The following is a 13,940-nucleotide window of genomic DNA, read 5'->3' on the forward strand; positions in this document are numbered from 1 at the left end:
TGCTTCTCTATGACTACACCGACTTCGTGCATTCATAGGGAAATCAGCATGCTCAAGCTTCGATACGCAATCCTTATCGCCGTCGCCGCAGGCCTTGCCGCCTGCGGCGAAACCTCCACCCTCCAGGTCTCCGACGGCACCGGCCCCTCGCCGAAACTGCCCGAACCGAACAAGACCCTGTTCCCGACCGTGAACATCGCGCCCGCGATCGGCTGGCCACAAGGCACCAAACCAGTGGCCGCCGCCGGCACCCAGGTGGCCGCATTTGCCGAAGGCCTGGAGCATCCGCGCTGGCTGTACGTGCTGCCCAATGGCGACGTACTGGTGGCGGAGACCAATGCCCCACCCTCCCCCGATGACGGCAAAGGTATTCGTGGCTGGATCGCCAGCAAGATCATGAGCCGCGCCGGGGCCGGCGTGCCCAGCCCGAACCGCATCACCCTGCTGCGGGACAAGGATCACGATGGCGTGGCGGAAACCCGCACGGTGTTCCTGGAAAACCTCAACTCGCCGTTCGGCATGACCCTGGTGGGCAATGACCTGTACGTCGCCGACACCGATCGCCTGCTGCGCTTCCCCTACAAGGACGGCGACACCAAGATCAGCGCCCAGCCGACCAAGGTGGTCGACCTGCCTGGCGGCAAGCTGAACCACCACTGGACCAAAAACGTGATTGCCAGCAAGGACGGCAGCAAGCTGTACGTCACGGTCGGCTCCAACAGCAACGTCGGTGAAAACGGCATGGGCCAGGAGGAAGGTCGCGCCGCCATCTGGGAAGTCGACCGCGCCACCGGCAAGCAACGGATTTTCGCCTCCGGCCTGCGCAACCCCAACGGCATGGCCTGGGAGCCGCAAAGTGGCCAGCTGTGGACCGCGGTCAACGAGCGCGACGAGATCGGCAGCGACCTGGTGCCGGACTACATCACCTCGGTCAAGGATGGCGCATTCTATGGCTGGCCATACAGTTACTACGGCCAGCATGTGGATGTGCGAGTCACTCCGCAGAACCCGACCCTGGTGGCCAAGGCCATCGCTCCGGATTATGCCGTCGGCCCGCATACCGCCTCCCTCGGCCTGGCATTCGCCGAAGGCAGCAAGCTGCCGGCGCCGTTCACCCAAGGCGTGTTCATCGGCCAGCATGGCTCGTGGAACCGCAAGCCCCACAGCGGCTACAAGGTGATCTTCGTGCCCTTCGCCAATGGCAAGCCGGTGGGCCAACCGGTGGACGTACTGACCGGCTTCCTCAGTGCCGACGAGAAAGCCATGGGCCGGCCGGTCGGCGTAGTGATCGACAAGCAAGGGGATCTGCTGGTGGCCGATGATGTCGGCAACAAGGTCTGGCGTGTGTCAGCAGCCAAGGCGCAATAGGTTCAGCGCTTGCGACACAGGGTCAAGCCATCCCCCAGGGGCAGCAGCGACAAGTCGACACGCGGGTCATCCTTCAAGGCACGATTGAGTGCCTGGATGGCCCGGGTGTCTTCGCTCTGGGGATTCTCCTCCAGCACCCGACCGCTCCACAGCGTGTTATCGAACACCGCCAGCCCGCCCACGCGCAGCAGGCGCAGGGCACTTTCCAGATAAGCCGGGTAATTGGCCTTGTCGGCGTCGATGAAGACCAGGTCGAAACCACCCTCGCCTTCCTCCCGCTCAATGCTGGCCAAGGTCTCCAGGGCCGGCGCCAGGCGCAACTCGATCCGCCCGGCGACACCTGCTTCCTGCCAGTAGCGGCGCGCGGTGGCGTTGTAGTCGCCCGGGATGTCACAACAGATCAACTGGCCATCGTCCGGCAAGGCCGCGGCCATGGACAAGGCGCTGTAGCCGGTGAAGGTCCCCACCTCCAGCACACGCCGGGCACCGATAAGCTTGACCAGCAAGGCGAGGAACTGCCCCTGCTCGGGCGCCACCTGCCAGCGCGCCATGGGCAGCGCCTGGGTTTCGTCGCGCAGACGGCGCAGCAGCGGCGTTTCACGCAGGGAAACGTCGAGCAGGTAGTGATAGAGGGCGTCGTCGAGGTTGAGGGTACGGGCGGTCATGGCAACCTCGACATTGAGATAGGACCTAAGGGTTGTGCGCCAGATGCTCTGGCTGCAGCACGCGCTTGGCGCTCAGGTAGGCTTTTTGCCAATAGGCCTTGGACAGGCTGTCCAGCTTCACCGTGCCGCCGGTGGCCGGTGCATGGACGAAGCGGCCTTCACCGACATAGATGCCCGCGTGGCTGACCTGAGAACCGCCATTGGTGGCAAAAAATATCAGGTCGCCGGTCTGCAAGGCGTCCTTGCCGACATTCGGCGCACGCATGCCGATCATTTCGCGGGTCGAGCGCGGCAGCGAGATACCGGCGGCATCGCGATAGACGTAGCCTATCAGGCCACTGCAATCGAAACCGGAATCTGGTGTGTTGCCACCCCAGCGATAAGGCGTGCCCACCAGGCCCAACGCACGAAACAGCACGTCTTCGGCAGCGGGCGAGAAGGTCTGGGGAGCATTGAAAACGGGAGCACGTACAACAGGCGCGGGTGGCGGGGTACGGCTGGCACACGCACCGAGCAGCGCGGCGAGAACAATCAATGCGAGGCGGGCCGACGTCGACATATGCAGAACAATCCTGATCTGGATGCGGCTTTCTCTGCCGTGAGGCCGAAAACAAAACCGCGTAAGCAGAACTTACGCGGTTAGTTTTCAACAATAGATCAGGATTCTAGCGTCTACGCGCTAAACTTCAAGTAAGACTTTAACTTCACCTTACAAAAAGTCCGCTTACTTGCGTGCAGTGACCACGGTCGGGGCCATCGCAAGGGCGCGTTTGGCTTCGATGAAGGTCTTGCTCCAGTAGCTGTCGCCCAGGCTGTCAACTCGCACACCACCGCTGCGGCGGCTGCTGGAATGGATGAACTGGTCATCGCCCAGATAGATGCCTGCGTGGCTTACGCGACCGCGGCGGCCATTGGTGGCGAAGAACAACAGGTCGCCCGGCTGCAGCTTGTTACGTGCAACCAGCGGAGCGTCAACGTTGATCATTTCACGGGTGGAGCGCGGCAGATTCATGCCGGCCTCTTCACGGAACAGGTAGCCGATGAAACCGCTGCAATCGAAACCGGCTTCAGAGGTACCGCCGAAACGGTAACGGGTACCGATCAGGGACATGCCACGCTCGAGGATACTGTCAGCCAAGACTGGCAGTTGGTAAGGCTTGCTGTCAGCGAACTCGGCGAGTTCTTTTTCGGTTGCCAGCTCTTCCTGGAAAATAGCGGAAGACTGGGCTTTTGAAGAGTTTTGAACCTGTTGCTGCTCTTGTTGGCTCACCGGAGAGTGGGTGGCGCAACCAAACAACAGGGTAACGAGTGCAAGAGGCACGAGGGGTGCGAAGCGCTTCAGCATGGGCACGACCGTGGCTTAAAGTTATAAAGAAGCCGCGACTATGCCTTCTATCGCTCTAATTTGCAAATTCAATCGATTGAAATGTGACTTATCGGTTTCCACTCAACATCTAAGGCCTTAAGCCCATTTTAAACGCACGCGCCTGTGGAACCGCTTCCAGATGCGGGTTTTCTGGCGCCTGAAATATACCAAAAAGCCACTGCCACCCGCGGTTTTACCAGCCCAGGGTTTCTTTGAGGAAGGGAATGGTCAGCTTGCGCTGAGCCTGCAAGGACGCCTGGTCGAGGCGCTCCAACAGCTCGAACAAGGCGCTCATGCTGCGGGTGCCGCGGGTCAGGATAAAGTGCCCGACTTCGTCGGTCAGGTGCAGCCCGCGACGCGAGGCGCGCAACTGCAATGCACGCAATTTGTCTTCGTCGGAGAGCGGACGCATCTGGAAGATCAGCGCCAGGGTCAACCGGGACTTGAGGTCCGCCAGCTTCACCGGCAACTCCCGGGGAGAGGTCGAAGCCGCGATCAACAGGCGCCGGCCGCTGTCACGCAGGCGGTTGAACAGATGAAACAGCGCCTCTTCCCAGTCGGCCTTGCCCGCCACTGCTTGCAAGTCGTCCAGGCAAACCAGTTCGTACTGTTCCAGGTTGTCGAGGATTTCGATGCCGCGATCCAGCAATTCCGCCAGGGGCAAGTAGACCGCTGGCTCCCCCAACTGCTCAAACCGCAGGCAGGCCGCCTGCAGCAAGTGCGTACGCCCTACCCCATCCTTGCCCCAGAGGTAGATCAGGCTTTCGGTCCAGCCGGCGTCGGCTTCGCAAAGCCGCTCGACATAGCCGAGTGCAGCGGCATTGGCGCCTGGGTAGTAGTTGATGAAGGTGGCGTCATCACGCAGACGCACACCTAGGGGCAGCTGAATCGGTTTCATGCTGACTGAACAGTTCCAAACAAACCGTTAGTGGCCTCTGTGTAAAGTTTGCAAAGTTTATACCCGTGACGCCGGGCGCACAATGCAACAGACCACAAGCAAAATCAAAGGTTTGCGTTAGCCTGATGAAATCACGGGGGGTTCTTTGACGGTGGATGTGACAGCTGTAAAGACTCTCCGAGGCACCTGCCCGAAACGCGGGTACCCCGAAATGCAAACAAGGGTCGCTACAGCTCGGACTCTTCTATACCGCTATAGATGTCCGAATCCTTGTACAGGTCGTGCACATGGCGCACCAGCACCATGACCACCGCCGCCACCGGCAAAGCCAGCAGGATGCCGGTGAACCCGAATAGCTCACCCCCCGCGAGAATCGCGAAGATCACCGCCACCGGATGCAGGCCGATCCGATCGCCTACCAGCAAGGGGGTCAGCACCATGCCCTCCAGGGCCTGGCCAACCATGAACACCGCCACGATGCCGATCATCGGGTACAGGTCGCCGCCGAACTGGAACAATCCGGCAATCAGTGCCGCGCCGATACCGATGACAAAGCCCATGTACGGCACAATCGCCGCCAGGCCGGCAATCAGGCCGATCAGCAGCCCCAGCTCCAACCCGACCAGCATCAGGCCGGCGGCATAAATCATTCCCAGGGCAACCATCACCAGCAGCTGACCACGGACGAACGCCCCCAGCACTTCGTGGCATTCCCCGGCCAGCGCCACCACCCGCTCCTCGCGATCACGGGGCAACAGGCTGCGGATCTTCGCCATCATCAGGTCCCAGTCGCGCAGCAGGTAAAAGCTGACCACCGGAATCAGCACCAGGTTGGCCAGCCAGCCGATCAGCGCCAGGCTGGAGGCCGTTGCCTGGCTCAGGACCACGCCGACGATATCGGTGGTCTGCCCCATGTGCTCGCTGATCGCCGCCTTGACCTTGTCGAACTTCCAGAAACCATCGGACAAGCCCAGCTTGGACTGCGCCCAGGGCATCGCCGTGTGCTGCAACCAATCGAGCATCTGCGGCGCCAGTTCGTACAGACGCAGCAGTTGCTTGGCGAGCATAGGCACCAGCACCAGCAACAACGCCATGACGATCAGGGTGAACAGGGCAAATACCGCCACCACGCCCCAGGTGCGCGACAAGCCGAGCTTTTCCAGGCGGTCCACCAGAGGATCGAACAGATAGGCCAACAGCAAGGCCACCAGGAACGGCGTCAGGATCGGATGCAACAGGTACACAAAACCACCGAGCAGGACCAACCCACCCAACCAGACCCATCGACGCGTATCAGCCATGAACCACTCCATTGCTTCTATATAAAGAAAGAAAACCTACCAGCGAAAATGCAGTTGCGCGGCCGGTGCAGGCACGGGCGCTGGTGTCGCGCCTTCGACGGCCGGCTGGACAGGCGCAGCGCCCGCCGGGACCTCCTGCAACCGAGCCAGGCTCAGCTGCGCGCGCAATTGCTCGGCACTGCCGCTGACCCGGTACACCGAGCGATCACCATCGACGCGTTGCAAACGCCCGCCGAAGGGTTCGAGCAAACGGCCCAATGCCGCGTAGCGCTCCAGGTTCATGCCCTGCACTTCCAGCAACTGCTCGCTGGATGCGCCCGGCTTGACCACGAAACGCGGCGCCAGGCGCTGACTGACCGCCAACAGCACGGCATCGGCCAAGGCTGGCACATCGGCTCCCTGGACGCTGTCCTGCTCCTTCTGGTCCCCCATCCACAGGCGCCATTTGGCCTGCCACTGCCCCCCCTCTTCACTGGCATGCACCGCCAGCAGGGCGTCCGCGCCGTAACGCTCCGACGCGGCACGCAATGGCGCCGGATCAGAACCTTCGAGATTCGGAGCCGTGGCGACGATCTGTTCGTTCAGGTCAGCCAACGGCAAACGCAGTGGCAAGCCGCGATGCAGGGCTGCACGGCGCAAAGGCGTGGCACTGGCCTGGCCATCGCCGACCAGGCTGGAACCTTCGCTGGAGTCGGTCAGCCACCAACCGAGAATCGATGGACGATTACTGCCCCACAGCGACAGGCCAGCCTGGCGCAACGCCCGATCGGTGCTGGCCGGATCGAAGTCGACCTGCAGGCTCTCGGGAGGACCGGCGTCGTAGCCGTACTGGCTGATGATCTGCTGCGGGTCCTTGCGGATCGCCGCCAACCCCGGATTCTGCAAGGCTTTGCTATCGCCGGTCAGGCGCAGCACCAGGGTTTCCAGGGCCCGCTGGGTGGCCTGATCGCGCTCGCCAGGGGCCTGACTGCTGACCGGTTCGCGGACCTGATACAGGTTATTGAGGGTTTCGGCATGACTCGCCAGGCTGACCAATGACAAACAGCCCACGAAAAGAAATTTGTACAAACGCATGGAGGATTCCCGACGACAAAAGGCGGCTGGAACGGACCGCATGAACAGGATTGACCCAGGCTGTGACCACAAAGCCCAGGCAAACATTCACCCGATCGATGGAAGTTTTCGTGCTGTCATAACGACAGCGGGTACAAGGCTATACCTTATACAGCCCTGAGCGACGCGATCGACACACGCAATTGCAGTTTTTTTAAACGGATATGCCCTGCCCGTCGGCACGAGGATGGCCGCTACACCTCAAGCCTGATAAAATCGCGCGCCTTCGCAGACCGGCAACAGCCGGGGTCGCTGAAATGATTGCGCGGCATTGCCGCCGCGACTGTTTCAATGGCCTCCCTGGACTCGGTCGATACCCCCCTGAATCCCCCCTAAAGGCCTGGATCATGAGCAAGCAACCCTCCCTGAGCTACAAAGACGCCGGTGTAGACATCGACGCCGGTGAAGCATTGGTCGAACGCATCAAGAGCGTCGCCAAGCGCACTGCGCGCCCGGAAGTCATGGGCGGCCTGGGCGGTTTCGGCGCCCTCTGCGAAATCCCGGCCGGCTACAAGCAGCCGGTACTGGTCTCCGGCACCGACGGCGTGGGTACCAAGCTGCGCCTGGCACTGAACCTGAACAAGCACGACAGCATCGGCCAGGACCTGGTCGCCATGTGCGTCAACGACCTGGTGGTCTGCGGTGCCGAGCCGCTGTTCTTCCTCGACTACTACGCCACCGGCAAGCTGAATGTCGATGTCGCCGCCACCGTGGTCACCGGCATCGGTGCCGGCTGCGAACTGGCTGGCTGCTCCCTGGTTGGCGGTGAAACCGCTGAAATGCCAGGCATGTACGAAGGCGAAGACTACGACCTGGCCGGCTTCTGCGTCGGCGTGGTGGAAAAAGCCGAGATCATCGACGGCTCCAAGGTGGCCACCGGCGACGCCCTGCTCGCCCTGCCGTCTTCCGGTCCGCACTCCAACGGCTACTCGCTGATCCGCAAGATCATCGAAGTCTCCGGCGCCGACATCGAAACCGTCCAGCTCGACGGCAAGCCGCTGACCGAACTGCTGATGGCCCCGACCCGCATCTACGTCAAGCCACTGCTCAAGCTGATCAAGGACACTGGTGCGGTCAAGGCCATGGCCCACATCACTGGCGGCGGCCTGCTGGACAACATCCCGCGCGTTCTGCCAAAAGGCGCCCAGGCCGTGGTCGACGTGGCCAGCTGGCAGCGTCCGGCGGTATTCGACTGGCTGCAAGAGAAGGGCAACGTCGAAGAACACGAAATGCACCGCGTGCTGAACTGCGGCGTGGGCATGGTGATCTGCGTGGCTCAGGAGCACGTTGAAAGCGCCCTGAACGTCCTGCGCGAAGCCGGCGAACAGCCTTGGGTCATTGGTCAGATCGCTAGCGCCGCCGAAGGCGCGGCCCAGGTCGAGCTGAAAAACCTCAAGGCACATTGATGCAAGAGCCGATGCCAGCCACCTGTGATGTAGTGGTGCTGTTGTCCGGTACCGGCAGCAACTTGCAGGCCCTGATCGACAGTACCCGGGCCGACGACAGCCCGGTACGCATCCGCGCGGTGATCTCCAATCGCGCCGATGCCTATGGCCTGCAGCGCGCCCAGGACGCGGGGATCGATACCCGCGCCCTCGATCACAAGGCATTCGAAGGCCGCGAGGCCTTCGATGCCGCGCTGATCGAACTGATCGACGCCTTCCAGCCCAAGCTCGTGGTGCTTGCCGGATTCATGCGCATTCTCAGCGCGGATTTCGTTCGGCACTATCAGGGTCGCCTGCTCAATATCCATCCTTCGCTGCTACCCAAATACAAAGGGTTACACACTCATCAGCGAGCGCTGGAGGCCGGAGACACCGAGCACGGCTGCAGCGTGCACTTTGTGACAGAGGAACTCGATGGCGGACCACTGGTCGTACAGGCAGTGATCCCGGTAGAGTTGCACGACTCGCCGCAAAGCCTGGCGCAGCGGGTCCACGCCCAGGAACACCGGATTTACCCGATGGCCGTACGCTGGTTTGCCGAAGGTCGACTCACACTCGGCGAACAGGGTGCTTTACTGGATGGTCAGTTGCTGGCCGCCAGTGGCCACTTGATTCGTAATTAGGAGATTTTATGCGTCGCGCCCTGCTCTTCGCTTGTGCTCTGCTCGCCCTGCCTTTCGCGCAGGCTGCGGACCTTCAACCCTTCTCCGCCAGCTATACCGCCGACTGGAAACAGCTGCCGATGAGCGGTACCGCCGAACGCAGCCTGGAAAAGAAAGGCGACGGCACCTGGAAGCTGAGCTTCAAGGCTTCGATGATGATCGCCAGCCTGACTGAAGAAAGCACCCTGACGCTGGACAAGGACACCCTGCTGCCGCAGTCCTATCACTTCGAGCGCGGCGGCCTGGGCAAGGCCAAGAAGGCCGACCTGGACTTCGACTGGAACGCCAAGATGGTCACCGGTACCGATCGCGGCGATGCGGTCAAGATCCCGCTCAATCGCGGCATGGTCGACAAATCCACCTACCAGCTCGCCCTGCAGCACGATGTGGCCGCCGGCAAGAAAAGCATGAGCTATCAGGTCGTCGATGATGGCGAAGTCGACACCTACGACTTCCGCGTCCTGGGTTCGGAAAAAGTCGACACCAAGGCCGGCCAGATCGATGCGATCAAGGTCGAGCGCGTGCGCGACCCGACACAAAGCAAACGCATCACCGTCATGTGGTTCGCCAAGGACTGGGATTACCTGCTGGTTCGCCTGCAACAGGTCGAAACCGACGGCAAGGAGTACAACATCATGCTCCTGAACGGCACCGTCAACGGCAAGACCGTCAAAGGCAGCTAAGCCGCACGACAATAAAAAAGCCCCGCCGATGCGGGGCTTTTTTTCGCCTGGTGTTTCTATTTGGCCGCTCAAGCACAGCCCTCCTGGCGACCCGGCAGGCTCGCTCGCCGAGCAAAAAATGCCCGGCACAACAGCCGCCCAACATGAAACTTTTGTCATGAAACTCCGGCCCCTGCGACCGAATGCCACAATTTCCGCGGCCTGCGGGACTGTTTCGAAATCTGCAAAAGATTGTTGCATTTGAAAGCAATTTACTTAGCCAGCTAACAAAATATATAACGAAGTCCTGCACACGCCTTGCTGCAGATCAATAGAGATTGGAGCTAGCAGATGACTGTAAAAGTAACTGAACGCGACGATTCACACATGTCCCATGAAGGCGTAGCCGCAGGTGTACGGATCTGGGACGTGCATCAACAAGACTTGCTGGTGGGAATGTTTCATTCCGAGAGCGATGCCCATGATTACAAGGCCGAACTGGAGAAGCTGGAGCAGAACCGCGCACCGCAAAGCTCCTGACCTCACACTGACTGCCGCGGCTGCCGCCACGCATCGGTAGCCGCTTCAGAAACAACAAACCCCGCTCATGGCGGGGTTTGTTGTTTCTGCGGGTTTACCACATCAGATCGTCAGGGATCTGGTAGGCCGCGTATGGATCGTCCTCGTCCGGCGCCTCGGTCGGCGTGTTGAGCTGAACGATGCGCCGTGGATCGCGCTCCTGGATCTTCAGCGCGGCTTCCCGTGGGATGACTTCATAACCGCCGGCATGATGCACGATGGCCAGCGAGCCGCTGCTCAGCTTGTTGCGCATCAGGGTGTTCACCGACAGGCGCTTGACCTTCTTGTCGTCGACGAAGTTGTAGTAGTCCTCGGTGGTCAGCTTTGGCAGGCGCGACACTTCGATCAGTTGCTTGATCTGCGCGGCACGGGCCTTCTGCTCGGCCTTCTCCTGCTGCTGGCGGTTGAGCTCCTGATCGCGTTTGACCTTCTCGGCCATGGCTTCCTGGGCCGCCCGCTGCTGGCTATCGTCCAGTTCGATCTGGCCTTTGTGGGCCAGGCGTTGCTGCTTCTGTTTCTCTTTGCTGACCTGTTTGGCCTGCTTTTGGTTGACCAGCCCTGCTTTGAGCAACTGGTCGCGAAGGGAAAGGCTCATTGGTGCTCACTCACTTAGGCAACAGCCTCAGCCACAGCTGGGCAAATTCTTTTCCTGACGTTTGGCTTCGCCCCACAAGGCGTCCAACTCTTCGAGGGTGCAATCTTCCATGGGTCGGCGGGTATCGCGCAATGCCTGCTCGATAAATCGAAAGCGCCGCTCGAACTTGGCATTGGCGCCACGCAAGGTGGTTTCCGGATCGACCTTCAGATGCCGGGCCAGGTTGACCACGGCGAACAGCAGGTCGCCCACCTCGTCGGCGATCGCCTGCGGGTCATTCTCGGACATGGCTTCGAGCACTTCATCGAGCTCTTCACGGATCTTGTCCACCACCGGCAAGGCGTCCGGCCAGTCAAAACCGACCTGGGCCGCGCGCTTTTGCAACTTGGCCGAACGAGACAGGGCCGGCAGCGCCGCGGGCACATCGTCGAGCAAGGACAATTGCAAAGGCTGCGTCGACTTCTCGGCGCGCTCCTCGGCCTTGATCTCCTCCCAACGCTGCTTGACCTGCTCTTCATCCAGCTGCGGGGTATCCAGCGGCGCGTATAGATCCCCGGTAGGGAATACATGGGGATGGCGACGGATCAGCTTGCGGGTGATGCTGTCGACCACGCCGTCGAACTCGAAACGCCCTTCCTCCCGCGCCAGCTGGCTGTAATACACCACCTGGAACAGCAGATCGCCCAACTCGCCCTGCAAATGCTCGAAATCGCCCCGCTCGATGGCATCGGCCACTTCGTAGGCTTCTTCCAGGGTGTGGGGAACGATGGTGGCGTAGGTCTGCTTGATATCCCAAGGGCAGCCGTACTGCGGATCCCGCAGCCGTGCCATCAGGTGCAACAGGTCTTCAAGGCTGTACATCGGCAACTCTCGTTAGCGCCCCCTGCGGGAGCAAGCTGACTTGCTCCCGCAGTGTCGGGCCATCTTCAAGGGGTACGGTTACGGCGGGTCTCGATGATATTCGGCAACTGGGAAATACGCCCCAGCAACCGCCCCAGCGCGTCCAGCCCCGGAATCTCGATGGTCAGGGACATCAACGCAGTGTTGTCCTCCTTGTTCGAGCGGGTATTGACCGCCAGCACGTTGATCCGCTCGTTGAGCAGCACCTGGGACACGTCACGCAGCAGACCGGAGCGGTCGTAGGCGCGAATGATGATGTCCACCGGGTAGGTCTGCACCGGCACCGGGCCCCAGCTGACCTGGATGATCCGCTCCGGCTCGCGGCCAGCCAGCTGCAGCACCGAGGCGCAGTCCTGGCGGTGAATGCTCACCCCGCGGCCCTGGGTGATGTAACCGACGATCGCATCCCCCGGCAGCGGCTGGCAGCAGCCGGCCATCTGGGTCAGCAGGTTGCCGACGCCCTGGATCTGGATGTCGCCGCGCTTGCCTGGCTTGTAGCCGGTGGCCTTGCGCGGGATCAGCTCCAGCTGTTCATTGCCGCGCTCCGGCTCCACCAGTTGCTGCGCCAGGTTGACCAGTTGCGCCAGGCGCAGGTCGCCCGCACCCAGGGCGGCAAACATGTCCTCGGCGGTTTTCATGTTGGCCTTGTCGGCCAGTTTGTCGAAATCCACCTGTGGCAGATCGAGGCGATTGAGTTCGCGCTCGAGCAGGGTCTTGCCCGCCGCCACGTTCTGATCGCGCGCCTGCAGCTTGAACCAGTGGACGATCTTCGCCCGTGCCCGCGAGGTGGTGACATACCCCAGGTTCGGGTTCAGCCAGTCGCGGCTCGGCGTGCCGTGCTTGCTGGTGATGATCTCGACCTGCTCGCCGGTCTGCAGGCTGTAGTTGAGCGGTACGATGCGCCCGTTGATCTTCGCGCCCCGGCAGTTGTGACCGATCTCGGTGTGCACCCGGTAAGCGAAGTCCAGCGGCGTCGCGCCTTTCGGCAAGTCGATGGCGTGGCCGTCGGGGGTGAAGATGTAGACCCGGTCCGGCTCGATATCCACCCGCAGTTGCTCGGCCAGGCCGCCGATATCCCCCAGCTCTTCATGCCACTCAAGCACCTGACGCAGCCAGGAGATTTTCTCTTCGTAGTGGTTGGAGCCGGATTTGACGTCGGTGCCCTTGTAGCGCCAGTGGGCGCAGACCCCCAGCTCGGCCTCTTCGTGCATAGCGTGGGTACGGATCTGCACTTCCAGGACCTTGCCCTCAGGGCCGATGACCGCCGTGTGCAGCGAGCGGTAACCGTTCTCCTTGGGGTTGGCGATGTAGTCGTCGAACTCTTTCGGAATGTGCCGCCACAGCGTGTGGACGATCCCCAGCGCGGTATAGCAGTCGCGCATTTCCGGGACCAGCACGCGCACCGCGCGCACGTCGTAGATCTGGCTGAACTCCAGGCCCTTGCGCTGCATTTTGCGCCAGATCGAATAGATGTGTTTGGCCCGGCCGCTGATGTCGGCGTCGACGCCGGTGGCCTGCAGTTCGTTCTGCAGCTGGTTCATCACATCGGAGATGAAGCGCTCACGATCAAGGCGCCGCTCGTGCAGCAACTTGGCGATCTGCTTGTACTGCTCAGGCTCCAGGTAACGGAAGGACAGATCCTCCAGCTCCCACTTGATATGACCGATACCGAGGCGATGCGCCAGCGGTGCGTAGATGTCGAAGACTTCCCGGGCAACCCGGTTGCGCTTCTCGTCGTCGGCGTTTTTCACTGCACGAATCGCGCAGGTCCGCTCGGCCAGCTTGATCAGTGCCACACGCACGTCATCGACCATCGCCACTAGCATCTTGCGCAGGTTTTCCACCTGGGCCTGGGTGCCGAGCACGAGGGATTGGCGGGGGCTCAAGCTGGCGCTGATCGCCGCCATGCGCAGCACGCCGTCGATCAGCTTGGCCACCACCGGACCGAAGCGCTGGCTGACAGCCGGCAGCGGGATCTGGCCTTCACGGACGCCACGGTAGAGTACCGCGGCCACCAGCGAGTCCTGATCCAGCTTGAGGTCGGCGAGGATCTCCGCGATCTCGAGGCCGGTGCTGAAACTCGACATATCTTCGCCGCTGAGATTCTTCGCGGCGATGTGTTGTAACTCTGCCTCACGAGCGAACTCGCAGGCTTCTTTCAAGGCTTCACGGTCCAGTGCCATGTCGACGCTGACTGCATGATCGAGCCACGCCTCGAGATTGATACTGCCGTCGGTGTTGATCGGCTGGTGCGCTCTCACCTGTACCATCTTGCTTTACCTTCCCTACGACGCACATTCAATGCGTCAAATCGCTGACCTTTACTGCCAGTATTTCCTCGCTGGGCCGGCGAGTGCTGCCTGACGGGCCAACGGATTAGACGAGC

14 protein-coding genes are annotated in these 13,940 nt (G+C 61.5%); 5 read left to right on the forward strand and 9 right to left on the reverse strand.

The features are described from left to right. The first annotated feature begins 48 nt into the window (after positions 1 to 48). Positions 49 to 1,368, forward strand: coding sequence for a PQQ-dependent sugar dehydrogenase (locus tag H0I86_RS23015; RefSeq protein ID WP_180922316.1), 1,320 nt, complete (start codon positions 49 to 51; stop codon positions 1,366 to 1,368). 2 nt (positions 1,369 to 1,370) lie between these two features. Here H0I86_RS23015 and H0I86_RS23020 read toward each other — a convergent pair whose 3' ends face one another. The 6 genes from H0I86_RS23020 to H0I86_RS23045 form a co-directional block, all read right to left on the reverse strand. Continuing rightward, positions 1,371 to 2,033 (reverse strand): class I SAM-dependent methyltransferase, encoded by a 663-nt coding sequence (locus tag H0I86_RS23020; protein ID WP_180922317.1) that lies wholly within the window; start codon positions 2,031 to 2,033, stop codon positions 1,371 to 1,373. Between the two features lie 25 nt (positions 2,034 to 2,058). After that, entirely contained in the window at positions 2,059 to 2,592 is a 534-nt protein-coding gene (locus H0I86_RS23025; RefSeq protein ID WP_180922318.1) for a C40 family peptidase, read from the reverse strand. A gap of 165 nt (positions 2,593 to 2,757) precedes the next feature. Beyond that, the gene (locus tag H0I86_RS23030) at positions 2,758 to 3,378 is read right to left on the reverse strand and encodes a C40 family peptidase (RefSeq protein WP_038576846.1); all 621 of its coding nucleotides are present in this window, start codon (positions 3,376 to 3,378) and stop codon (positions 2,758 to 2,760) included. Positions 3,379 to 3,592: 214 nt separating this feature from the next. After that, complete coding sequence (hda, locus tag H0I86_RS23035) at positions 3,593 to 4,297, reverse strand: DnaA regulatory inactivator Hda (protein WP_007898944.1); 705 nt, start codon at positions 4,295 to 4,297, stop codon at positions 3,593 to 3,595. A gap of 227 nt (positions 4,298 to 4,524) precedes the next feature. After that, the gene (locus H0I86_RS23040) at positions 4,525 to 5,598 is read right to left on the reverse strand and encodes an AI-2E family transporter (RefSeq protein WP_180922319.1); all 1,074 of its coding nucleotides are present in this window, start codon (positions 5,596 to 5,598) and stop codon (positions 4,525 to 4,527) included. Between the two features lie 36 nt (positions 5,599 to 5,634). After that, the gene (locus tag H0I86_RS23045; RefSeq protein WP_180922320.1) at positions 5,635 to 6,672 is read right to left on the reverse strand and encodes a DUF2066 domain-containing protein; all 1,038 of its coding nucleotides are present in this window, start codon (positions 6,670 to 6,672) and stop codon (positions 5,635 to 5,637) included. Positions 6,673 to 7,058: 386 nt separating this feature from the next. Between H0I86_RS23045 and purM the strand changes: the two genes are divergently transcribed. The 4 genes from purM to H0I86_RS23065 all read left to right on the forward strand — a co-directional run bounded on the left by purM (position 7,059) and on the right by H0I86_RS23065 (position 10,020). After that, positions 7,059 to 8,117: a phosphoribosylformylglycinamidine cyclo-ligase gene (gene purM / locus H0I86_RS23050; RefSeq protein WP_009050270.1), complete on the forward strand. Its 1,059-nt coding sequence runs from the start codon at positions 7,059 to 7,061 to the stop codon at positions 8,115 to 8,117. A gap of 11 nt (positions 8,118 to 8,128) precedes the next feature. After that, the gene (gene purN / locus H0I86_RS23055; protein ID WP_180922321.1) at positions 8,129 to 8,779 is read left to right on the forward strand and encodes a phosphoribosylglycinamide formyltransferase; all 651 of its coding nucleotides are present in this window, start codon (positions 8,129 to 8,131) and stop codon (positions 8,777 to 8,779) included. 8 nt (positions 8,780 to 8,787) lie between these two features. Next, a complete protein-coding gene (locus tag H0I86_RS23060; RefSeq protein WP_007927772.1) occupies positions 8,788 to 9,501 on the forward strand; it encodes a DUF3108 domain-containing protein in 714 nt (237 codons plus the stop codon). A gap of 330 nt (positions 9,502 to 9,831) precedes the next feature. Then, on the forward strand, positions 9,832 to 10,020 hold the full coding sequence (locus H0I86_RS23065; protein ID WP_180922322.1) for a hypothetical protein: 189 nt from the start codon (positions 9,832 to 9,834) through the stop codon (positions 10,018 to 10,020). A gap of 94 nt (positions 10,021 to 10,114) precedes the next feature. Here H0I86_RS23065 and H0I86_RS23070 read toward each other — a convergent pair whose 3' ends face one another. From H0I86_RS23070 to relA, 3 genes are all read right to left on the reverse strand, one after another. Then, entirely contained in the window at positions 10,115 to 10,654 is a 540-nt protein-coding gene (locus tag H0I86_RS23070) for a DUF2058 domain-containing protein (RefSeq protein WP_009045116.1), read from the reverse strand. Between the two features lie 27 nt (positions 10,655 to 10,681). Beyond that, on the reverse strand, positions 10,682 to 11,515 hold the full coding sequence (gene mazG, locus H0I86_RS23075) for a nucleoside triphosphate pyrophosphohydrolase (RefSeq protein ID WP_180922323.1): 834 nt from the start codon (positions 11,513 to 11,515) through the stop codon (positions 10,682 to 10,684). A 65-nt stretch (positions 11,516 to 11,580) separates the two neighbouring features. Next, positions 11,581 to 13,824: a GTP diphosphokinase gene (gene relA / locus H0I86_RS23080; RefSeq protein ID WP_081360111.1), complete on the reverse strand. Its 2,244-nt coding sequence runs from the start codon at positions 13,822 to 13,824 to the stop codon at positions 11,581 to 11,583. Positions 13,825 to 13,940: the final 116 nt, after the last annotated feature.

It is taken from the genome of Pseudomonas chlororaphis subsp. aurantiaca, assembly GCF_013466605.1.
GTDB classification, from domain to species: domain Bacteria; phylum Pseudomonadota; class Gammaproteobacteria; order Pseudomonadales; family Pseudomonadaceae; genus Aquipseudomonas; species Aquipseudomonas chlororaphis_I.